We start from the raw sequence: 20,591 nt of genomic DNA, 5'->3' as shown, positions 1-20,591 counted from the left end.
CTGTCCTGCCGGAAGCGGCAACGCCCCGACCGGCGGATTTCATCCCGCCGCAACAATTCGAACGTGTACGCCGGTCGCCTCCGGCGCACGCGGAGAGCGCCCGGAAGAGCGGCCGCGGCCCCCCGCGAGATCGCGGGGGGCCGCCCTCGGCATCGGCTGCCGGGGCTTCGCCGCCTGGGCCGCGCAGCGCTAGGGGGTCGGGAGCGGCTTGACGACCGGGGGCTTGTCGAGGGGCTTGTTCTCGCAGCCGAGCGCGTCGGTGACGCGGCGGGCCATGAGGTAGGTGAGCGCCATCCGCCGGTCCTTGCCCGCCTGGTCGGCGTCCCGGGACGGCCTGAACAGGTACGAGGCGTCCGTATCGAGCCACGCCTTCCGCGACGCTGCGCCGAGCTCGCCGGGCAGGTCGCACTGGACGAACAGGCGAACCGTGGTACCGGTCGCCACTCCACGTGCGCCGTTCAGGTCGTAGGACACGCCGTTCGGCAGGGGAGGCGTCTCGAAAGCGGCCTTGGAGGACCACCCGAACGTGAAGAGCGCCCGGTCGGTGCGCTGCTGGTCCTGCGTCGAGTACGTGCACGCGAGGTTGAAGTACGAGTCCTTCGCGTCCCCCATCTTCTGCAGATCGCGCCCCAGCTTCTCCGCCAGGGGCTTCGTCTGCTTGTGGGCCTTCGTCTCGAAGTCCTCGGCACGGAGGATCTCCCGGAGGAGCACCTCCTCCTCGGAGGAGGGACTGATCTCGCACGGGCCGGCGGACTTCGACTCGGACTCGCCCGAGGTGCACGAGGCCAGCATCAGCACGCAGGCGAGCGCGGCCGTCGACCGTCCGAGAACCTTGATGACGTCAGGGGCGCAGGTGCGCACGAGCGGCCTCCCGTCCGGAGGAGTAGGCGTTGTTCGCTTCGTTCTGGGCATGCTCGGCGGCCGGTGCGCTGTCGTTGTTCGGCTGCTGCTTTCTCCATGCCTCGAACAACTCGTTGGTCCCGTCCACACCCGCCGAGTAGTTGTTGCTGGAATCCTGCTTGCTCTGCTCACCGGCCGCGTCCTTGACGCCCTCGACCCATTCGTACTTGACCGAGTCGATCAGCGAGCCTCCGAGCGTGCCCACGACCGGGATCTCACCGATGAGGCCGTTCGTGACGGCGGCCGTGTGCTCGGCCGTGCCTTCCGCCCACGTGACGGCGTCGTCTTCCTTGTCCTTGTAGACGTCGGCGCCGATGCCGTTGAGCGCGCCGGCCGCCGCGCCGATGTCGTGCGCACGGTTGTCCCAGTCTGCGCTGACCTGGTGCGGGGAGTCGGCCTTGAACGGGGCGGCCGTCGCGAGCTGCTCCGCCGAGTAGGCCCGCTCCGCCTCGACCAGCAGGGCGTAGGACGGGCCGTCGTCCGCGATGCCGCGCATCACGCGGATCAGGCTGCCCTGACCGACTGCGATCTGGGCCTTGTCGCCCGAGCCGTGGATCGAGTCGCTGCCCTTGCCCCCTCCCAGGTCGGCGTTCTGTCCGCCGAGGATCTCGTGGGTGTCCCCCACGTAGTCGACCAGGGCCCTCGCCATCGGCTGCTGCAGGCCCTTGAGGTCCTCCGGGAACTCGTCGCCGCCCATCTCGTCGTCCAGGAAGCGGATCGCGTTGTGCATCACGCGGGCCTGGCCCTCGGTGTGCGGGCCGGGCGGGCCGAGCTTCTCGCCGTCCGTGTGGCCGGTGGCCGCCGCCTGGAGGGCGGCTCCCAGGCCGGCCGTCTTGTCGCCGTGCATCTCGATCGGCTGGCCGACGCCCGTCGAGATCCAGGGGTCCGGCATGTCGCGGTCGGTGAGCATGTACTTGAGGTGCTCGTTCTTGTTCCCCGGGGCGTCGGGGTCGAGGAAGAACTCCGCCGAGGCCGGGTCCTTCGCCATGATGCCGAGCAGGCCGTCCAGGGGGTCGGAGACCAGGTTCGGGCGCTGGGAGTCGTAGGCGTGGTCGTACATGTGCGGCTTCGACTTCTCGGCCTCGATCATGCCGTTGCCGATGTCGTTGAGGAACTGCTTGCCGTAGCCGTCGCCGTTCGCCATCAGGGTCACGAGCGCCTGGTAGCCGTACATCGGCCGCAGGCCCTTGGCCTGGAGCTCGGGGCCGCGCTCCTTGAGGCCGTCCACGAAGCCCTTGTAGGCGTAGCTGTCCGGGTCCTTCGTGCCCGAGGCGATGGTCCCCGCGAGGCCGGCGTTGATCGACTCGTAGAGCTTCTTGTCGGCCGCCGAGGTGCCCCGGTCGACGGCCGCCAGGTTCATCTGGTCGGCCAGCTGCAAGGTGTCCTTCGCGCCCAGCGAGTGCAGGTACGCCTCGCTGAAGTGCTTGTCCTTGGAGTTCTGCCGAAGGACCTCGTCGTAGTGCCGCAGCTCCTCCGGAGAGGCCTTTCCGTCGCGGATCTTCTGGGTGAGGGCCAGCGCCTCCACGGCCTCCACGTCGTTGACGGCCTTGGAGTTGAAGCCGAACATCGCGGTGCCGTCGGCCCCGGAGGCGCTCATCAGGGCCGTCTTGACGTCCGCGTCGAACTCCGTGACCGCCTTGACCGTGTCCGCGATCCGGCTCGTCCAGGACCGCTCGATCTCCGGGAGGTCGGGGTCGTGGCGGATCGCGTTCGCCGTGGCCGGGTCCGCCTTGCCGAAGTCGTAGCTCGCGATGCCGGCGTCCGAGACCTTCATCCCCGCGCTGACGGCGTCCGCGACGGCCGAGGTCACCCGGCCCTTGAGCTCGGTGAACTTGGCGTGCGCGTCACGCAGCAGCGACTCCATGGCCAGTGCCTCGGTCTGCGCCGCCGCGAACTCCTGGCGGGTCATGGACGAGCCGGAGGCGGCGGTCTGCTGGCTGGAGCCCAGCCAGCCGTTGCCGGAGGAGACGCTCTGGACCTCGTCCCGGTACACCTCCTCCATGGTCTTGAACTGCGTCGCCATGGACTTCCAGCCTTCGGCCGCCGTGGTGAGCGCTGAGAGGTCCGTCTGCATGATTTCGGCGTAGCTCGGCACGTCTCCCCTTAGAGCCCGTTGACCTTGGACTGCGACTGGACCGGCTGGAAGGTCCGGCCCGTGAGCTGGTCCTGTCCGGTGAACAGGTTCGAGGCCCCGCGCAGGGCCGTCTTCTCCGAGTTCAGCCGCCCCATCAGGCGCTTCACCTGGTCGTCCCACTGCGTGTGGGCCTTGGACAGGCCCACCGCGGTCTCCCAGCCGTTGAAGGCCTTGACGGCGCCCTGCGTCGGCTCGTCGGCGGCGTCGGCGGCCTTCGTCGTGCCGGGCTGCAGGACGTTCTCGATGGTGTTGGCCGCCTTCTTCTTCTCGGGCGGGGCCGTCGCCAGGACTCCCTGCCCGCCGCCACCGCCTCCCGGGTCGGCGGCGAGCTGGTTGAGGCGCATCTGCGGCGACCCGTCCCCGGCCATGGCCGTCTGCTTCTGCTGGGCCCACTCCTGCTCGAACGACACCGCTCCCCCTCGGACTGCGCCCGGAACTGATCACAGCCACCCTAACGAGATGCCTGCCCAACCCCTAAAGGCGCTGCCGGCCGCGTATCTAGAGGTGCGTCGGGGCGAACATCCTGAGGGTGGCCGGGAGGACGAGGACCGACGGGCCCGGGGTGGCGAGGGCCTTCTTGAGATCGTCCTTCAGGGTGTGCGGGCTCGTCGTGGCGGCCGGGACGCCGAAGGACTCCGCCAGGGCCGTGAAGTCGGGACGGGTGAGCTCCGTGGCCGTGGCACGGCCGAAGGAGTCCGTCATGTACTCGCGCAGGATGCCGTAGCCGCCGTCGTCCACGATCAGCCAGGTGACGTCCAGGTCGTGCTGGCGGGCGGTGGCCAGGTCGGCGACCGAGTACATCGCGCCGCCGTCGCCCGAGACCGCCAGGACCGGGGTGTCCGGCTCGGCCACGCACGCGCCGAGCGCGGCGGGGAAAGCGTAGCCGAGGCCGCCCGCGCCCTGGGCCGAGTGCATGGTGTTGGGGTGCTTCGCGTCGAAGGCCGACCAGGCCCAGTACGACAGGATCGTCATGTCCCAGAAGGACGGGGAGCGGGGCGGGAGGGCCGCGCGGATCGAGGTCAGGAGCTGCTGCTCCAGGGCGACCTCCTGCGGGGCGAGGCGCTCCGCGATCGCTGCGAGGAGTGCGCGGACCCGCTCGGGGGCCTGCTCGTCCGGGCGGGGCTCCACCGTTTCCAGGAGGGCCTGGAGGGCGAGGCGGGCGTCGGCGTGGATGCCCAGGGCCGGGTGGTTGGACTCCAGCTTGCCGAGGTCGGCCTCGATCTGGACGACCCGGCCGGTGGGGAAGAACGTGTGGTAGTTCGAGGACAGCTCGCCCAGGCCCGAGCCGACGACGAGCAGGACGTCCGCGTCCTCCAGGAAGTCCGTCGTGTGGCGGTCCTCCAGCCATGACTGGAGCGACAGCGGGTGCGTCCACGGGAAGGCGCCCTTGCCGCCGAAGGTGGTGACGACGGGGGCGTTCAGGCGTTCCGCCAGCTGCTTGAGCTTGCCGGCGGCGTCGGCGCGGACGACTCCGCCGCCCGCGATGATCACCGGGCGCTCGGCCTTCGACAGCCAGTGGGCGGCCAGTGCGGTGAGCTCCGGGCGCGGGGCGAGCTCGTGCGGGGACGCGTCGACGCCGGTGACCTGCGGGATCAGTGTCTCCGCGCGCAGCACGTCCTCGGGGATCTCCACCCAGACCGGGCCGTGCGGGGCGGTCAGCGCCGACTCCCACGCCTCCGCGATCACGGAGGGGATCTGGGAGGGGGTGCGGGCGGTGTGGACCGACTTCACCACCTCGCGGAAGGAGGCGGCCTGGTCCCGGAGCTCGTGCAGGTGGCCGCGTCGGCCGCCGCCCAGGCCGGGGGTCGGGACCTGCGAGGAGATCGCCAGGACGGGGGCCGAGGCCGCCGCCGCCTCGGCGAGGGCCGGCAGCGCCATGAGCGCGCCCGGGCCGGTCGACAGGAGCAGCGGGACCGCCTCGCCCGTGAGGCGGCCGTACGCGTCGGCGGCGAAGGCCGCGTTGTTCTCCGTACGGAGCCCGATCAGGCGGAGGTCGGAGCGGCCCACCGCGTCGAAGAGGGCCAGGGCGTGCTGCCCGGGCAGTCCGAACACGGTGGTCGCGCCGAGCGAGCGCAGCGACTCCACGACCAGGTCCCCGCCCGTGCGCCCGGGCGGCGGCGCGAGTGCGGCCGCCGTCTGGGCTTCGGTGGGACGGAGTACCAGGTCGTGGTCGTGCGTCACGTGCGTGCGTGCCCTTCGTGCTGTGCTGCTCGGGCCGCCCGCTTCGCCTTGCTCGTCCTGCCCGGCCCTACAGGGCCTTCGAGGCGGCGATCTGACGGCTCATGATCGTGGTCAGCTCGTACGCGGTGTGCGAGGCCGCGACCGAGGTGATCTCCGCGTGATCGTACGCCGGGGCGACCTCGACGACGTCGGCCGAAACCAGGTTGCAGGAGGACAGGCCCCGGATGATCTCCAGCAGCTCGCGGGAGGTCATGCCGCCGGCCTCGGGGGTGCCGGTGCCGGGCGCGTGGGCCGGGTCGAGCACGTCGATGTCGATGGAGATGTAGAGGGGGCGGTCGCCGATGCGCTGGCGCAGCTGGTCGGCGATCTCGTCGGCGCCGCGGCGGTACACGTCGGCGGAGGTGACGATGCCGAAGCCCATCTTGGCGTCGTCGTCGAGGTCCTGCTTGCCGTAGAGCGGGCCGCGGGTACCGACGTGGGACAGCGCCTCGGTGTCGAGGATGCCCTCCTCGACGGCGCGGCGGAACGGGGTGCCGTGGGTGTACTCGGCGCCGAAGTACGTGTCCCAGGTGTCCAGGTGCGCGTCGAAGTGCAGCAGCGCGACCGGGCCGTGCTTCTTGGCGACGGAGCGCAGGAGCGGGAGGGCGATGGTGTGGTCGCCACCGAGGGTCATCAGGCGGGAGCCGGCGGAGAGCAGCTCGTCGGCGGCGGCCTCGACCGTCTCGACGGCCTCGTTGATGTTGAAGGGGTTCACGGCGATGTCGCCGGCGTCCGCGACCTGCGCGAGGGCGAAGGGGGAGGCGTCCTGGGCCGGGTTGTACGGGCGCAGGAGGCGCGAGGCCTCGCGGATCGCGTTGCCGCCGAAGCGGGCGCCGGGACGGTAGGAGACGCCCGAGTCGAAGGGCACGCCGACGACGGCGACGTCGGCGGAACCGACCTCGTCGAGGCGGGGCAGCCGGGCGAAGGTCGCGGGGCCCGCGTAGCGCGGGATGCGGGAGGAGTCGACGGGTCCGCGCGGCTGCGTGCTCATGGCTGTGCCTCTTTCTCTGGCCTGACGTGTGCGGTCCTTCGAGCGTACGGCGCGTCCGGGCGGGTCCGAAGTGTACGTTTCATCCATAGAGAGCCGATTGACTGTACGGAGTATCCATGCCAGAGCTCCCCAGGGAGGCGGGCGGACCAACCCCGGCCGCACCGTCGGCCCCACCGACACCGCCCGTGCCGCTGGCGGCGCTCGGGCTGCGGCTGCTGGCCGGGCCCGAGGGGGCCGAGCGGGCCGAGGTGCACGGGGTGCACGCCTCCGAGATGGCGGATCCCTCGCCGTACCTGCTGGGCGGTGAGTTGCTGCTGACCGCGGGGGCCTGGTCCGGCGACCCGGAGGAGTACGTCGCCCGGCTGGCGCGTGCCGGGGTGGCGGCGCTCGGCTTCGGCGTGGCCCCCGTGCACGAGGAGGTGCCGCCGGGGCTGGCCGAGGCGTGCGGGCGGTACGGCCTGCCGCTGGTCGAGGTCCCGCCGGGGACCCCGTTCACGGTGGTCGCCCGTACCGTCTGGCGGCTGATGGCGGAGGCCCGTACGCGGGAGCTGCGCCGGGTCACCGAGGCCCAGCAGTCCCTGGCCGCGGCAGCCGCCCGCCCGGACCCGGTCCCAGCCGTACTGGCCCGCCTCTCGGCGAGCCTGGGCGGCCACGTGGCGCTCTGGCCGAACGGCCCCACGGCGGGCCCACCCCCGACCGGCGCGGCCACGCCCGGGGGCGGCGCCGCCGGCGGCAGCACGCCCGCAACCGGTACGGCCGGCGGCCCGGGTGGGGGCCGCGCGGTCGGGGCCGGAGCCGGTGGGGGTACGTCGGGCACGGCCGGCGCGGGGCGGGGTGGGGGGCCGGTGGTGGAGGCGCTGGAGGTGTTGTCGGCTCGGGTCGGGCGGCCCGGGGGGCCGGCCACCGCCACCGACCAGGTCGGCGGCTGGCACCTGGCCGCCTACTCCCTGGGCCCAGGCGCCGCCCTCGGTACCGCCACCCCGGCCCGGAACCCCGGGGACCACACCGTGGCCTCGGTCGCCGCCGTCCTGCTGAGCCTGCTCACGGCCGTCCGGCCCGGCGGGGACGAGGCCGCGGCGCTGACCCGGATGCTGCTCGGTGCCTCCCCCGCCGGGGTTCTGGCCCCCGGTCCCTGGTACGTCGTCCACGCCCGCGGCGCGGCCGACCCGCACGCCTTGGCGGCCGCGCTGGGCACCGTACTGCTGGACGCGCGCGGGGACGACGTACGCCTGCTCACCGAGCGGGAGCCCACCCCGCAACCGGGATGGCGCCTCGGGGTGAGCGGCCCGGCCGGCCCGGAGGCCCTGGCGGCCGCCGACGCCCAGGCGCGGCGCGCACTCCAGCGCGCCGACGCCGCCCGCACCCCGCTCGCCCGGCACGCGGACCGCGGATTCGCGGGGTTGGTCGGCGAAGCGGAGGCCCGTGCGCACGCCGAGGCCCTCCTGGCGCCGCTGGGCCCCGCCCTCCGCGCCACCCTGCGCGCCTGGCTGGCCCACCACGGCAGTTGGGACCGCACCGCCGCCGCCCTCGGCGTCCACCGCAACACCGTCCGCCAGCGCATCGCCCGCTGCGCCACCCTCCTGGACCGCGACCTCGACGACCCGGACACCCGCATGGAGCTGTGGTTCGCCCTCCGCCAGGACCCGGAGGCGTGAGCGGCCGGCCACGCGCAGACCCGCCGACGGTGTCACTCCCAGCGGCGCGATCCCTACGCCGGACATCTCAACGCGTGCATGACTCCGCGGCCGCCGTGACATGGCTGGTTCGCCGACGCGGCCCGGAGGCCCGTCGCGCACTCGTCTCAGCCTCCATCGAAACGGAGAACCCATGCGACGCGTCCTCGCGACCGCGCTCCTCACCCTCGTCGCCAGTGCCGCCGGCACGGTGACCGCCACCGCCCAAGGTGAACACTTCATCGGGGCGATCACCTGCACGAAGTCCCTCACCTCGGGCCTCACCTGCAGCGGCAAGGCGGCCGGTCTGGGCAACCGCCCCACCGCCGCCTTCCTCACCGCGGACTCCGTCCAGGCCGAGTACATCTGTGTGAACCGGGGCGGCAACACCGCTCCGGGTCAGGGCACCGAGTTCAACACCGTCGTCGGCCCCACGAGGAACTTCAACCCGCGCAACGGCCAGATCACCTTCAACAACGTGAACCTCCCGATCCCGGACGCTCCGTCCTCGCGGGACGTCTGCCCCAACGGGAACTGGACCGTCAACCTCACCCGGGTCGAGTACGACAACGTCGTACTCCACATCCAGCAGGGTGGCACCGACATCCTCTTCAAGAACCTCGGCGACATCGTGATCCCGCCCGAGGGCACCGTGGTGTTCTGACGACCGGGCTCCGGCCCGAGGGGCAGGGCCTCCTGGGCGGCTCGTGAGTGTGAACACTCCGAGCGGCACCGGGAGGCCCTGCCTCGTCGTACGCCCACGGCGCGCGCGCAAAACCCTCGCGGGCCGACCGTGGCCGCTGCGAGGATGCCCTGATGCCCTCCGACCTCCCCGGCCGCCCCGAACCGTCCCCCGAGCCGTCCCCCGAACGGTGCTCCGAACCGCTCCGCGAGCACTGGCTGCGCGGCATCGCCGCCAATCCGGCCGCGCCGGCGGACGTCCTGGTACGACTCCTCGACCCGGCCGCCCGCGAGGTCTGGACATCCCTCTGCGAGGAGCGCGACCTGCCCCCGGCCGTCGTCGAGGCGGTGCTGGCCCACCCCGAGCGCCCGGTCCGCCGGGCCTTCGCCCGCAACCCCCACGCCGACCCCGCCCAGCGCGGCCGGCTCGCCCGCGACCCGGACTCGCTGGTGCGCACCACGCTCGCCGGGGGTCCACGGGTCCGTACGGGCAGGATCCGCCCGCTGCCCGACGATGTCCTGGAGGTGCTGCTGACCGCGCAGGACGACCCGGACGGCGACGGCGTCGTCACCGCGGACGAGATCCGGCAGGATCTGGAGTTCTCCCGGCAGATACCGCTCTCCTTTCGCCGCCGACTGCCGGAGCACCCGGACCCCGCGCTCAGGGTCCACGGGACCGGCCCGTGGGACTGGCTGACCCCCGGGCAGCAGGAGGCCCTCCTGGCCGATCCGGATCCCGGCGTGCGCGGGGCCGCGCGCCGGTCGAGCCGCCACCTCGACGCCGAGGCCATGGAGGCCGAGCTGCCCGAGCGGGACGGCCACCACAGGGGGCACCTGCTCATGAACTGCGCGGTGTCCCGGGCGGTGGTCGAGGCCTGTCTCGCCGGGCGCCGGAACCTCTACGAACTGGCCTACAACCGCCGCACCCCCGCCGACGCCGTCGCCCGCCTCGCCCGCGACCCCGATCCGGAGGTCCGCGCGGCCGTGGCGGCCCGGGCCGACATCGCCCCGGCGCTCCTCGCGGAGTTGGCCGGGGACCCGGACGAGCGGGTGCGCACGCGCGCCCGAATCCACCCGCTGCCCCGCACCTGGGCCCAGCGCGACGCCGTCGACCACGTCGTCTTCCACGGCTCCGACTGCGCCTGCCCGATCGTCGAGGGCCGCCTGGAGCAGGAGGGCGACTGGTACTCCGCCTGCGCCCGCTCCGAGCACGAGCCCATGCGCCGGCTGGCCGCCACGTACCGGCTGCTGCCCGGGGAGCTGGTGGAGCTGCTGGCAGCGGACCCCGCTCCGGAGGTGCGGCACGCGCTGGCCCGCCACCACCCCCTCGCGCCGCCGGGGATCGTGCTCGACACCTTCCTCGCCCGCCCCCGGCAGCGCCCGCACCTGCTGACGCTGCCGAACCTGCCCCGTACCGGGCTCGGGCACCTCCTCGACCACAAGGACGCGGAGGTCCGCGCGCTGGCCGCCGCCGACCTCACGCTGGACGAGCCGCCCGTACGGCTCCTCTCCGATCCCGAGGCCCTCGTACGCACGGCCGCCGCGGCGAGTCTGCTGCTGCCCGCCGGGCTGCTCGCATCACTCCTGGAGGACCCGGGGACGGCCGAGGGCGCCGCGGCCAACCCGGGCCTGCCCGCCGCCCGCCTCCACGAGCTGCTGGACCGGCTCGGCGTGCCCCGCTGACCTCCGCCCCGCAGTGGCGTACCGCACTCTGGACACCAAGGACAACTCACGGGTAACTTAATCTGAGCAAGCGCTTAGGCATCAGCCATCAATTGAGGAACCACGACGGCGCGCAACCACCTCCGCGAGAGCGGCGGCGGTTTAGCCGCAGAAAGGGGAGCCGGCCGTGCGCCGTACCGTCTTTAACGAGGACCACGAGGCGTTCCGCGAGACCATCCGCGCCTTCATCGAGGCCGAGGTCGTCCCCGTCTACGACGAGTGGTTCGCGGCGGGCCAGGCTCCTCGCGACTTCTACTACAAGCTCGGCGAGCTGGGCATCTTCGGCATCAACGTCCCCGAGGAGTTCGGCGGCGCGGGCCTGGACACCCACAAGTTCGAAGCCGTGCTCTACGAAGAGACCTCGCGCGCGGGCGTCCAGTTCGGCGGCTCCGGCGTCCACGTGCTGCTCGCGCTCCCCTACATCAAGATGCTGGCCGACGCCGAGCAGAAGAAGCGTTTCCTCCCGAAGTTCGTCAGCGGTGAGGAGATGTGGGCCCTCGCGATGACCGAGCCGGGCACCGGCTCCGACGTCGCGGGCATGAAGACCACCGCCAAGCTCTCCGAGGACGGCACGCACTACGTCCTCAACGGCGCCAAGACCTTCATCACCGGTGGCGTCCACGCCGACCGCGTGATCGTCTGCGCCCGCACCTCCGCCCCGACCGCGGAGGACCGCCGCTTCGGCATCTCCCTGTTCGCCGTGGACACCAAGTCCGAGGGCTACTCCATCGGCCGCAAGCTGGACAAGCTCGGCCTGCGCACCTCCGACACCGCCGAGCTGGCGTTCGTCGACGTGAAGGTCCCGGTCGAGGACCTGCTCGGCGAGGAGGGCAAGGGCTTCTACTACCTCGGCCACAACCTGGCCTCGGAGCGCTGGGGCATCGCCTTCGGCGCGTACGCGCAGGCCAAGGCCGCCGTCCGGTTCGCCCAGCAGTACGTGACCGACCGCACCGTCTTCGGCAAGCCGGTCGCGCACTTCCAGAACACCAAGTTCGAACTGGCCGCCTGCCAGGCCGAGGTGGACGCCGCCGAGGCCGTCGCCGACCGCGCCCTGGAGGCCCTGGACGCCGGCGAGCTGACCGCCGCCGAGGCCGCGTCCGCGAAGCTGTTCTGCACCGAGGTCGCGCACCGCGTGATCGACAAGTGCCTCCAGCTGCACGGCGGTTACGGCTACATGAACGAGTACCCGATCGCCCGCCTGTACGCCGACAACCGCGTGAACCGCATCTACGGCGGCACCAGCGAGATCATGAAGTCCATCATCGCCAAGTCCATGGGCCTCTAAGTCCTCGATCGGTCAAGGCACTTAACCTTTCCCCATGAACGAGGCACTGACGACGCTCCTCGATCTGCTCGACCTGGAGCAGATCGAGGAGAACATCTTCCGCGGTATCAGCCGTCCTTCGCTGGTACCGCGCGTCTTCGGTGGTCAGGTCGCGGCCCAGGCACTGGTCGCGGCCGGCCGGACCGTGCCCGAGGACCGCACCGCGCACTCGCTGCACTCGTACTTCCTGCGCGCCGGGGACGCGGGCGCGCCCATCGTCTACTCGGTGGACCGGATCCGCGACGGGCGTTCCTTCACCACCCGCCGGGTGGTCGCCGTCCAGCACGGCCGGCCGATCTTCCACCTCTCGGCGTCGTTCCAGACGCACGAGGAGGGCCTCGACCACCAGGCCGCCATGCCCGCCGCCCCGGACCCGGAGTCCCTGCCGACGGCGGAGCAGTCGCTGCCCGAGTACCGGGACGTCTTCCGCGACCCGGGCGTGGTGGAGCGGCTGATCGCGGCGCGCGGCGCCGTGGACCTGCGGTACGCGACGACCCCTCCGTGGGGCAGCGTCGGCGAACCCATCGAACCGCACACGCAGGTGTGGTTCCGTACGGCCGACAAGCTGGACAGCGACGACCCGCTGCTGCACACCTGCCTGGCCACCTACGTCTCCGACATGACCCTGCTCGACTCGGTGCTGCTCGCCCACGGGCGGGGCGGCTGGGCCGTCGGTGACGTGGTCGGCGCCTCCTTGGACCACGCGATGTGGTTCCACCGGCCGTTCCGCGCCGACGAGTGGCTGCTGTACGACCAGGAGTCGCCCTCGGCCGCCGCCGGGCGGGGCCTCGGCCAGGCCCGCATCTGGACCCAGGACGGGCGCCTCGCGGTCACCGTCATCCAGGAGGGTGTCGTACGCGTCCCGCGTGCCTGACCCGGGGGCCGTTCCGCCGAACGGCCCCATGAGCCCCGAGCGGTCGACATACGGGCCTTCGCCCCGCCGCACCGGGTGCGGTGCGTCCGCGACCGCACGCGGGGACGGCTCCGGCCCGTACGGAGCGGATGCCGTCCCGCCCGGACGCGTCTACGTTCCGATGACATGACGCACATCACCGGCGGCCGGAACTCCGGACCCACCCGCCGTGCCGTCCTCCTCTCCGGAGCGGGCGCGGTCGCGACGGGCTGCACCCGCACCGGCGCGAACGGGGCTCCGGCAGCCGCCACGAGCGGTTCCCCCACCCCCAGCGCGGCCGCGGCCGGCATCACCCCGGGCGTGATGACGCTGTTCGCGGACCCGGCGTACAACTTCGGCGGGCTCCTCGCGCTCGGCTCCTCGGGGGCCGGCGCCGCCGAGGTCGGCGAGGTCCTCACCGCCGTGAACGCGATCAACCGGGCCGGGTTGAGCGCGCAGACGTACGTGGAGACCTTCCGCAAGCTCGGCGACGAGCTCATGAAGCCCCCGCCCGGCGCGCCGGCCGACGCGCAGACCAAACGGTTCCGGGCGCTGCGCGCCGCCCAGTACTACGGCCAGGCGCTGTTCTTCGTCCTCGGTTCCGACGATCCGGGCGCCGAGGAGAAGCTGTACAAGGCGGGCCGCGGAGCCTGGGACACCTTCTGCGGCCTGTGCGAACCCGCGCCGGTGAAGGCCGGCGTCCCCTACGGGACGACACCGCTGCCCGTGTGGTTCTTCCGGCCCGACACGTCCGGCACTCCCCGCCCCACCGTGATCCTGACCAACGGCAGCGACGGCCAGAACGTGGACATGTGGACCTACGGGGTCCCGGCCGCGCTCGACCGCGGCTGGAACGCGCTCGTCTACGACGGGCCCGGCCAGGGGCAGCTGCTCTTCGTCGACCAGGTGGTGTTCACCCCCACCTGGGAGAAGGTCGTCACTCCCCTGGTCGACTGGCTGACGGCCCGCGCCGACGTGGACCCCGACAGGATCGCCCTGACCGGCCTGAGCATGGCGGGAGACCTCGCACCGCGGGCCGCGGCGTTCGAGCACCGGATCGCGGCCCTCGTGGCCATGCCCGGCTGCGTGGAGCCGTGGCTGGGCTTCCCGCCGGAGATCCGGAAGATCCTCACCCCCGACAAGCAGCAGACGAACGACATCTGGAACAAGGAGGTCGTTCCCGAACTGCCCCCGGACGCGGCCGACGTGATGAAGAAGCGCTTCGAACCCTTCTCCGTTCCGGCCATGCTCGAAGCGCGCCGGGGCAAGCTGTTCACCGACTTCTACACCCCCGCCACCCGCATCCAGGCCCTGACGATCACCGATGTCGTCGGCCGCATCAAGGCTCCGACCCTGGTGCTCGACTACGAGGGCGAGCAGTTCTACCCGGGTCAGCCCCGCCGGATGTACGACGCGCTCACGTCCCCGAAGGACTACGTCAAGCTGACCGCGCGGCAAGGCGCTCAGCTGCACTGCTCCCCCATGGCACCGCAACTGCACTGCGAGGTCGTCTTCGACTGGCTCCAGAACACCATGGCGGGCGGCCGCTGACCAGGCGCCCGGCCCCGGTCAGTCCCACCAGAACGACCAGTGGTCGGTGCCGATCAGCGCCTCCTCGGCGTAGGCCCTGATCGTGCCCGAGCCCTGCCGGACGTTGTCCGGGCAGAACGCGAAGTGCTCCGCGGCCACCGGCAGGGCCTCGACCGGGGTGCGGGGCGGGGCCGCCACGTACAGGTCGAGGCGGTCGAAGCCCAGGGCGAGGAGGCGGGCGCCGAACCGGTCCTCCCAGGAGCGCAGCACCGCGCTGATCCTGGCCGTGTCGTTCTCGTGGTTGACCGGGCCGCCCCAGCCGAGCGCGGCGGGCACGTCCGCTCCCCGCCCGGCCGGGACCAGGGCGAGCCGGGGGCGGCCCAGTGCTCCGTCCCGGATGAGCTCATGGGCAAGCACGTCGGCCCCCGCGCCCGGATCCCCGTCCGCCGCTCCCGCCGCGGCGAGGCCGGGCCAGTCCCGCCCGAAGGGGGCGATCAGGTCCACACCCTCCTCCCCCTCCTCGGGGTCGGGCACCACCGCGTCCCAGAAGTCCCGCAGCACCGGCTGGGCGTGATGGTCGTCGGGCTCGGAGGTCATCCGCGGGTTCAGGTGTTCCTCGTCGTCCCACCACTCCTGCGGCCCGTGCCTGTCGTGCAGCAGTACGGCCCGGAACCCGGCGGGCGCGGGGTACACGGAGGCGGGTGCGTCGACCGGCTCGTCGGAGAGCCACAGCAACGGCTCCCTCCGGGCCCGCCGCAGCCGGCTCCGCCGCACCGGCCGGCTGACGAGGCGGCCCGGGGGCAGGCCGGGCACGGCGGAGCCGAGCGCGGTCAGCGGGTTCGGGCGATCGCTCATGGGGCGACCGTACCGGCGCCCACCGACAGGGCCGGAGCTGCCGCTGCGCGGCACCCTGGGGCCCCGCCCCAGACCCCGCGCCTCAAACGCCGGCGGGGCTGGATTCGGCCGATGTCGGCTTGCAAGTGCGCGCAGCGCACGGATGCGCCGGGCGCCTGGCGGGCATTCTCAGCCCCGCCGGCGTTTGAGGCGCGGGGTGCGGGGGCGGAGCCCCGGAGGGCGGCCCGCAGGGCTACTCGGCCCGCAGGCCCGCCGCCGCGAGGAGGTACGCCACCATCGGGTCGTAGAAGCGCGGGTCGCGGACGTGGTCGTCCAGGGGGACCGCCACCTGGAGGGTGCCCTCCGCCTCGGCGATGAACAGCGCCGGGTCGTTGCAGTCCGCGTAGCCCACCGCGTCCAGGCCGCGCTGTGCCGCGCAGCCCGCCCAGCCGTGGTCGGCGACGACCAGGTCCGGCTGCGGGCGGTTCTCGGCCATCAGCCCGTCCAGGATCGCGGCCATCGGCTCCGGCGAGTGCGTGTGCCACAGGGTCGCGCCCCGCTCCAGCACCGCGACGTCCGCGAACTGCCACACCGAGCCCTCATCGGCGGTCAGGCCCGCCGGGATGACCACGATCTCGCAGCCGGCGCCGCGCAGCGCCGCGGCCGTCGCCCGGTGGACGTCCAGCAGCCCGCCCGGGTGCCCGGTGGCGAACAGCACGCTCTGGCGGTCCAGCGCCGCCTTCCGCAGCCGGGCCGCCATCCGGTCCAGTCCGGCCACGGTCAGTTCGGGGTCGATGGTGTCCTGTCCGGCCCGGTACGAGGGGTCGTCGACCACGCCGACGCGCTCGGCCATCACCGCGAGCACGTCCTGCTCGTCCGTCCAGCGGTCGCCCAGCTCCAGGCCGAGCCAGTAGTGCCGGTCGCCATTGGCGAGCTTGCGGTAGTGGCTCAGGTTGTTGTCGCGCGGGGTCGCGACCTGTCCCGCGATCCGCGTGCGGACCAGATGGTCGATGAGTTCGGCACGGCTGGGCGTCTCTATCGGCTTCGGCATACGGGCCATTCTGCCGCCGCCCGGGCGCAGGCGCCGGGTCCATTCCGATCTTCGGAACAGCCGCCCGCGCCCGCTCACGCCGACAGCGCCCCGAACGCCCCGTGCGCGAGCCTGCGCAGCAGGGCCTCCGTCGCCTCCCGCCCGAGGGCCGCCAGGTGCGGGGTCGAGTTCAGCAGGCCGAAGACCGCGTGCACGGAGACCCGTACCTCCGCCTCTCCCACCTCGGGGTGGAGGCGGCGTACGACGTCCACCCACAGCTCGACGTACTGGCGCTGCAGCTGCCGTACGAGCTTGCGGTCGGCCTCCCGGAGCTTTTCGAGCTCGCGGTCGTGGAGGGTGATCAGCGCCCGGTCGTCGAGGGCGAAGTCGATGTGCCCGTCGATGAGGGAGGCCAGCAGGGCCTCCGGATCCCCGGCGGTCTCCTCGGCGCGGCGCCGCCCGCCCGTCAGCAGCCGCTCGCTGATCCCGACGAGCAGCTCGGCGAGCATGGCGTCCTTGCCCGCGAAGTGCCGGTACAGGCCGGGGCCGCTGATGCCCACCGCGGCCCCTATCTCGTCCACGCCGACGCCGTGGAACCCGCGCGCGGCGAAGAGGCGGGCGGCCTCACTGAGGATCTGCTCGCGTCGGGTCGGTGCGGCCGCTCTGGTGCTCATGGGAATCCATTCTAGACAGGGCGGTTAGCGGTCGTTAACCTAAGGCGCATACACGTTAACGACCATTAACAGTGTGCACAGTGTGGACCGAGCAAGGGAGCTCGACCGATGCAGCAGGCACCAGTGCTGACGACCGCCGCGGACCCGGCGTCCGAGGCCTGGCGGACCAACGAGGCCGCCCACCGCGAGCTCGCCGAGGGCCTGCGCGCCCGACTCGAAGCGGCCCGCCTCGGTGGCGGCGAGAAGGCCCGCGCCCGCCACACCGCCCGCGGGAAGCTCCTCCCGCGCGACCGGGTGGACGCCCTCCTCGACCCGGGGTCCCCGTTCCTGGAGCTGGCCCCGCTGGCCGCCGAGGGCATGTACGGGGGCGCGGCCCCCGCGGCCGGGGTCATCGCGGGCATCGGCCGGGTCAGCGGCCGCGAGTGCGTGATCGTCGCGAACGACGCCACCGTCAAGGGCGGCACGTACTACCCGATGACCGTCAAGAAGCACCTCCGAGCCCAGGAGGTGGCCCTGGAGAACCGTCTCCCCTGCCTCTACCTGGTCGACTCGGGCGGCGCCTTCCTGCCCATGCAGGACGAGGTCTTCCCCGACCGGGAGCACTTCGGCCGGATCTTCTACAACCAGGCCCGCATGTCGGGCGCCGGCATCCCGCAGATCGCGGCCGTCCTCGGCTCGTGCACGGCGGGCGGGGCGTACGTACCGGCGATGAGCGACGAGGCCGTCATCGTCCGCGGCCAGGGCACGATCTTCCTCGGCGGCCCGCCGCTGGTGAAGGCCGCCACCGGTGAGGTGGTCACGGCCGAGGAGCTGGGCGGCGGCGAGGTCCACTCCCGGATCTCGGGCGTGACGGACCACCTCGCGGAGGACGACGCGCACGCGCTGCGGATCGTACGGAACATCGTGGCGACCCTGCCCGACCGCGGGGCCCTGCCCTGGTCGGTGGAGGCGCCGGAAGAGCCGAAGGTGGACCCGTACGGGCTGTACGGCGCGGTCCCCGTCGACTCGCGCACCCCCTACGACGCCCGCGAGATCATCGCGCGGGTCGTGGACGGGTCCCGCTTCCAGGAGTTCAAGGCGGAGTACGGGCAGACGCTGGTCACCGGCTTCGCCCGGATCCACGGCCACCCCGTCGGGATCATCGCGAACAACGGCATCCTCTTCTCCGAGTCCGCGCAGAAGGGCGCCCACTTCATCGAGCTGTGCGACCAGCGCGGCATCCCGCTCCTCTTCCTCCAGAACATCTCGGGCTTCATGGTCGGCCGCGACTACGAGGCGGGCGGCATCGCCAAGCACGGCGCCAAGATGGTCACGGCCGTGGCCTGCGCCCGGGTGCCGAAGCTGACGGTCGTCGTCGGCGGTTCGTACGGCGCGGGCAACTACTCGATGTGCGGCCGGGCCTACTCGCCGCGCTTCCTGTGGATGTGGCCCAACGCCAAGATCTCCGTCATGGGCGGGGAGCAGGCGGCCTCCGTCCTGGCCACGGTCAAGCGCGACCAGATCGAGGGCGCGGGCCAGGAGTGGCCCGCCGAGGACGAGGAGGCCTTCAAGGCCCCGGTCCGCGCGCAGTACGAGGAGCAGGGCAACGCCTACTACGCCACGGCGCGGCTGTGGGACGACGGGGTCATCGACCCGATGGAGACCCGGCAGGTGCTGGGACTGGCCCTGACCGCGTGCGCGAACGCCCCGCTGGGCGACTCGGGCTTCGGCATCTTCCGTATGTGACGTGTGACGTGAGGACCTCACTGATGTTCAGCACTGTTCTGGTCGCCAACCGCGGCGAGATCGCGGTCCGGGTCATCCGCACCCTGCGGGAGCTCGGCATCCGCTCCGTGGCCGTCTTCAGCGACGCGGACGCGGACGCACGGCACGTACGGGAGGCCGACACGGCCGTCCGCATCGGCCCGGCCGCCGCCGCCGAGAGCTACCTGTCGGTGGAGAAGCTCCTGGACGCGGCGAAGCGGACGGGCGCCGAGGCCGTGCACCCGGGCTACGGCTTCCTCGCCGAGAACGCGGCCTTCGCGGCCGCCTGCGCCGAGGCCGGGCTCGCCTTCATCGGGCCGCCCGCCTCCGCCATCTCCCTGATGGGCGACAAGATCCGCGCCAAGGAGACGGTGAAGGCGGCAGGGGTTCCCGTGGTCCCCGGCTCCTCTGGCAGCGGCCTGACCGACGCCGAACTGGTCGCGGCGGCCTCGGAGATCGGCATGCCGGTGCTCCTGAAGCCCTCGGCGGGCGGCGGCGGCAAGGGCATGCGGCTCGTCCGCGACGAGGCGGTGCTGGCGGAGGAGATCGCGGCGGCCCGCCGCGAGGCCCGCTCCTCCTTCGGCGACGACACGCTGCTCGTGGAGCGGTGGATCGACCGGCCCCGGCACATCGAGATCCAGGTACTGGCGGACGCCCACGGCAACGTGGTGCACCTCGGCGAGCGCGAGTGCTCGCTCCAGCGCCGGCACCAGAAGGTCATCGAGGAGGCCCCCTCGGTGCTGCTCGACGAGAAGACCCGCGCGGCGATGGGCGCGGCGGCGGTCGACGCGGCCCGCTCGTGCGGGTACGTCGGCGCGGGCACGGTGGAGTTCATCGTCCCGGGTGGGGACCCGTCCTCGTACTTCTTCATGGAGATGAACACCCGCCTCCAGGTCGAGCACCCGGTGACGGAGCTGATCACCGGCCTGGACCTGGTGGAACAGCAGCTGCGGGTCGCCTCCGGCGAGGCCCTGCCCGTCACCCAGGACGAGATCCGGCTGACCGGCCACGCGATCGAGGCCCGCGTCTGCGCGGAGGACCCGGCGCGGGGGTTCCTGCCGTCCGGCGGTACGGTGCTGGCCCTGTCGGAGCCGTCGGGTGGTGCGGTCCGTACGGACTCGGGCCTGACGGCGGGCGTGCCGGTGGGGTCGACGTACGACCCGATGCTGTCGAAGGTCATCGCGTACGGGCCCGACCGCGCCAGTGCCCTGCGGGTGCTGCGGGGTGCGCTGGCGGACACCGTGATCCTGGGTGTCCAGACCAACGCGGGTTTCCTGCGGCGGCTGCTGGCCCACCCGGACGTGGTGTCGGGCGACCTGGACACCGGGCTGGTCGAGCGCGACCTGCCTTCGCTCCTCCCGGAGGGTGTCCCGACCGAGGTGTACGCGGCGGCGGCACTGCTGAAGGCGTCATTCCCCCACCCCGCCCCTTCCCGAAACCGGGCTCTGCCCGGACCCTCCCCCAGCTACCGCTGGGGGTACCCCCTGCCTCAAACGCCGGCGGGGCCGGGTGGTTACGCCCAGGCGGGGCCGGGCGGGAACGCCCGCACCGCGCCGGGCGGGCTCGGCCCGGCCGGGCCGGCGGGCTGGGTCGACCCGTTCGACGCCGCCAGCGGCTGGCGCCTGGGCGGCACCCCGGCCTGGACGGTGCACCACTTCCGCCTCCCGGGCCAGGACCCGGTGGAGATCCGCACCCGGCAGCGGGGCACCGAGCAGGAAATCCTGCTGGACGCAGTCGACGGCGGCGGCGCGCCGAACCCAGCCTCGCCGGCGTTTGAGGCGCGGGGTCTGGGGCAGAGCCCCGGCGCACCGGCCCGCGGCCGGATCATCAGCCGCACCACCGACCGCGTCACCATCGAACTCGACGGGGTCACCCACCACTTCAGCCACGCCACCTCCCCGGAGGGGACCTGGCTCGGTCGCGACGCCGACTCCTGGCACGTCCAGGACCACGACCCCGTGGCCGCGAACCTCGGCGGAGCCGGACGCGGCGGCGCCAACACCCTCGCCGCCCCCATGCCCGGCACCGTCACCGTCGTCAAGGTGGCCGTCGGGGACAAGGTGGCGGCCGGTCAGAGCCTGCTCGTCGTCGAGGCGATGAAGATGGAGCACGTCATCTCCGCCCCGCACGCCGGCACCGTCACCGAGCTGGACGTCTCGCCCGGCACCACGGTCGCCATGGACCAGGTCCTGGCCGTGGTCACCCCGGACGCGGAAGTGGAGGAGGGCGCGTGAACCGGCTGC

Annotated in this window: 16 protein-coding genes; 8 read left to right on the top strand and 8 right to left on the bottom strand. The window is 72.9% G+C overall.

All coding sequences use genetic code 11. From position 1 onward, the window contains the following. Positions 1 to 189 precede the first annotated feature (189 nt). The 5 genes from ACIQ5Y_RS34055 to speB all read right to left on the bottom strand — a co-directional run bounded on the left by ACIQ5Y_RS34055 (position 190) and on the right by speB (position 6,245). On the bottom strand, positions 190 to 861 hold the full coding sequence (locus tag ACIQ5Y_RS34055) for a hypothetical protein (protein WP_403889486.1): 672 nt from the start codon (positions 859 to 861) through the stop codon (positions 190 to 192). Further along, positions 842 to 2,974, bottom strand: a complete 2,133-nt coding sequence (locus tag ACIQ5Y_RS34050; protein ID WP_403889483.1) for a hypothetical protein — start codon at positions 2,972 to 2,974, stop codon at positions 842 to 844. The genes ACIQ5Y_RS34055 and ACIQ5Y_RS34050 overlap by 20 nt, the downstream gene beginning before the upstream one ends. A 29-nt stretch (positions 2,975 to 3,003) precedes the next feature. Continuing rightward, complete coding sequence (locus ACIQ5Y_RS34045; protein ID WP_403889481.1) at positions 3,004 to 3,444, bottom strand: hypothetical protein; 441 nt, start codon at positions 3,442 to 3,444, stop codon at positions 3,004 to 3,006. 88 nt (positions 3,445 to 3,532) lie between these two features. Next, positions 3,533 to 5,215, bottom strand: a complete 1,683-nt coding sequence (locus ACIQ5Y_RS34040; RefSeq protein ID WP_403889478.1) for a thiamine pyrophosphate-binding protein — start codon at positions 5,213 to 5,215, stop codon at positions 3,533 to 3,535. 67 nt (positions 5,216 to 5,282) lie between these two features. After that, positions 5,283 to 6,245 carry an agmatinase gene (speB, locus tag ACIQ5Y_RS34035; RefSeq protein ID WP_403889475.1) on the bottom strand — a complete coding sequence of 321 codons (963 nt, stop codon included), beginning with the start codon at positions 6,243 to 6,245 and terminating at the stop codon, positions 5,283 to 5,285. Between the two features lie 116 nt (positions 6,246 to 6,361). Here speB and ACIQ5Y_RS34030 point away from each other — a divergent pair, with 116 nt between their 5' ends. The 6 genes from ACIQ5Y_RS34030 to ACIQ5Y_RS34005 all read left to right on the top strand — a co-directional run bounded on the left by ACIQ5Y_RS34030 (position 6,362) and on the right by ACIQ5Y_RS34005 (position 14,088). After that, positions 6,362 to 7,900: a PucR family transcriptional regulator gene (locus tag ACIQ5Y_RS34030; protein WP_403889472.1), complete on the top strand. Its 1,539-nt coding sequence runs from the start codon at positions 6,362 to 6,364 to the stop codon at positions 7,898 to 7,900. 172 nt (positions 7,901 to 8,072) lie between these two features. Then, positions 8,073 to 8,582, top strand: coding sequence for a hypothetical protein (locus tag ACIQ5Y_RS34025; protein WP_403889469.1), 510 nt, complete (start codon positions 8,073 to 8,075; stop codon positions 8,580 to 8,582). Positions 8,583 to 8,734: 152 nt separating this feature from the next. Then, the gene (locus ACIQ5Y_RS34020; protein WP_403889466.1) at positions 8,735 to 10,282 is read left to right on the top strand and encodes a hypothetical protein; all 1,548 of its coding nucleotides are present in this window, start codon (positions 8,735 to 8,737) and stop codon (positions 10,280 to 10,282) included. A 166-nt stretch (positions 10,283 to 10,448) separates the two neighbouring features. Continuing rightward, positions 10,449 to 11,606, top strand: coding sequence for an acyl-CoA dehydrogenase family protein (locus ACIQ5Y_RS34015; protein ID WP_403889463.1), 1,158 nt, complete (start codon positions 10,449 to 10,451; stop codon positions 11,604 to 11,606). A 34-nt stretch (positions 11,607 to 11,640) separates the two neighbouring features. Next, on the top strand, positions 11,641 to 12,519 hold the full coding sequence (locus ACIQ5Y_RS34010) for an acyl-CoA thioesterase (RefSeq protein ID WP_403889460.1): 879 nt from the start codon (positions 11,641 to 11,643) through the stop codon (positions 12,517 to 12,519). A gap of 165 nt (positions 12,520 to 12,684) precedes the next feature. After that, positions 12,685 to 14,088 (top strand): alpha/beta hydrolase family protein, encoded by a 1,404-nt coding sequence (locus tag ACIQ5Y_RS34005; RefSeq protein WP_403889457.1) that lies wholly within the window; start codon positions 12,685 to 12,687, stop codon positions 14,086 to 14,088. An 18-nt stretch (positions 14,089 to 14,106) separates the two neighbouring features. On the opposite strand, the gene ACIQ5Y_RS34000 is transcribed toward ACIQ5Y_RS34005, so the two are convergent. From ACIQ5Y_RS34000 to ACIQ5Y_RS33990, 3 genes are all read right to left on the bottom strand, one after another. After that, on the bottom strand, positions 14,107 to 14,922 hold the full coding sequence (locus ACIQ5Y_RS34000; RefSeq protein ID WP_403889454.1) for a DUF4253 domain-containing protein: 816 nt from the start codon (positions 14,920 to 14,922) through the stop codon (positions 14,107 to 14,109). 232 nt (positions 14,923 to 15,154) lie between these two features. Then, positions 15,155 to 15,961 (bottom strand): phosphatase, encoded by an 807-nt coding sequence (locus tag ACIQ5Y_RS33995; protein ID WP_403889451.1) that lies wholly within the window; start codon positions 15,959 to 15,961, stop codon positions 15,155 to 15,157. 65 nt (positions 15,962 to 16,026) lie between these two features. Next, positions 16,027 to 16,605: a TetR/AcrR family transcriptional regulator gene (locus tag ACIQ5Y_RS33990; RefSeq protein ID WP_403889448.1), complete on the bottom strand. Its 579-nt coding sequence runs from the start codon at positions 16,603 to 16,605 to the stop codon at positions 16,027 to 16,029. 108 nt (positions 16,606 to 16,713) lie between these two features. Between ACIQ5Y_RS33990 and ACIQ5Y_RS33985 the strand changes: the two genes are divergently transcribed. Then, the gene (locus ACIQ5Y_RS33985) at positions 16,714 to 18,330 is read left to right on the top strand and encodes a carboxyl transferase domain-containing protein (protein ID WP_403889446.1); all 1,617 of its coding nucleotides are present in this window, start codon (positions 16,714 to 16,716) and stop codon (positions 18,328 to 18,330) included. A gap of 23 nt (positions 18,331 to 18,353) precedes the next feature. Beyond that, positions 18,354 to 20,582, top strand: a complete 2,229-nt coding sequence (locus ACIQ5Y_RS33980) for an acetyl/propionyl/methylcrotonyl-CoA carboxylase subunit alpha (protein ID WP_403889444.1) — start codon at positions 18,354 to 18,356, stop codon at positions 20,580 to 20,582. Positions 20,583 to 20,591: the final 9 nt, after the last annotated feature.

This window comes from Streptomyces sp. NPDC096339 (assembly GCF_044762985.1).
In the GTDB taxonomy this organism is placed as follows: Bacteria; Actinomycetota; Actinomycetes; order Streptomycetales; family Streptomycetaceae; genus Streptomyces.
This window is presented reverse-complemented; position numbering and strand designations above follow the sequence as displayed.

Coding starts and splice junctions, on each gene's coding strand:
- ACIQ5Y_RS34050 (WP_403889483.1), bottom strand. CDS start 2,974: ATGCAGACGGACCTCTCAGCGCTCACCACGGCGGCCGAAGGCTGGAAG.
- speB (WP_403889475.1), bottom strand. CDS start 6,245: ATGAGCACGCAGCCGCGCGGACCCGTCGACTCCTCCCGCATCCCGCGC.
- ACIQ5Y_RS34030 (WP_403889472.1), top strand. CDS start 6,362: ATGCCAGAGCTCCCCAGGGAGGCGGGCGGACCAACCCCGGCCGCACCG.
- ACIQ5Y_RS34025 (WP_403889469.1), top strand. CDS start 8,073: ATGCGACGCGTCCTCGCGACCGCGCTCCTCACCCTCGTCGCCAGTGCC.
- ACIQ5Y_RS34020 (WP_403889466.1), top strand. CDS start 8,735: ATGCCCTCCGACCTCCCCGGCCGCCCCGAACCGTCCCCCGAGCCGTCC.
- ACIQ5Y_RS34010 (WP_403889460.1), top strand. CDS start 11,641: ATGAACGAGGCACTGACGACGCTCCTCGATCTGCTCGACCTGGAGCAG.
- ACIQ5Y_RS34005 (WP_403889457.1), top strand. CDS start 12,685: ATGACGCACATCACCGGCGGCCGGAACTCCGGACCCACCCGCCGTGCC.
- ACIQ5Y_RS34000 (WP_403889454.1), bottom strand. CDS start 14,922: ATGAGCGATCGCCCGAACCCGCTGACCGCGCTCGGCTCCGCCGTGCCC.
- ACIQ5Y_RS33995 (WP_403889451.1), bottom strand. CDS start 15,961: ATGGCCCGTATGCCGAAGCCGATAGAGACGCCCAGCCGTGCCGAACTC.
- ACIQ5Y_RS33990 (WP_403889448.1), bottom strand. CDS start 16,605: ATGAGCACCAGAGCGGCCGCACCGACCCGACGCGAGCAGATCCTCAGT.
- ACIQ5Y_RS33985 (WP_403889446.1), top strand. CDS start 16,714: ATGCAGCAGGCACCAGTGCTGACGACCGCCGCGGACCCGGCGTCCGAG.
- ACIQ5Y_RS33980 (WP_403889444.1), top strand. CDS start 18,354: ATGTTCAGCACTGTTCTGGTCGCCAACCGCGGCGAGATCGCGGTCCGG.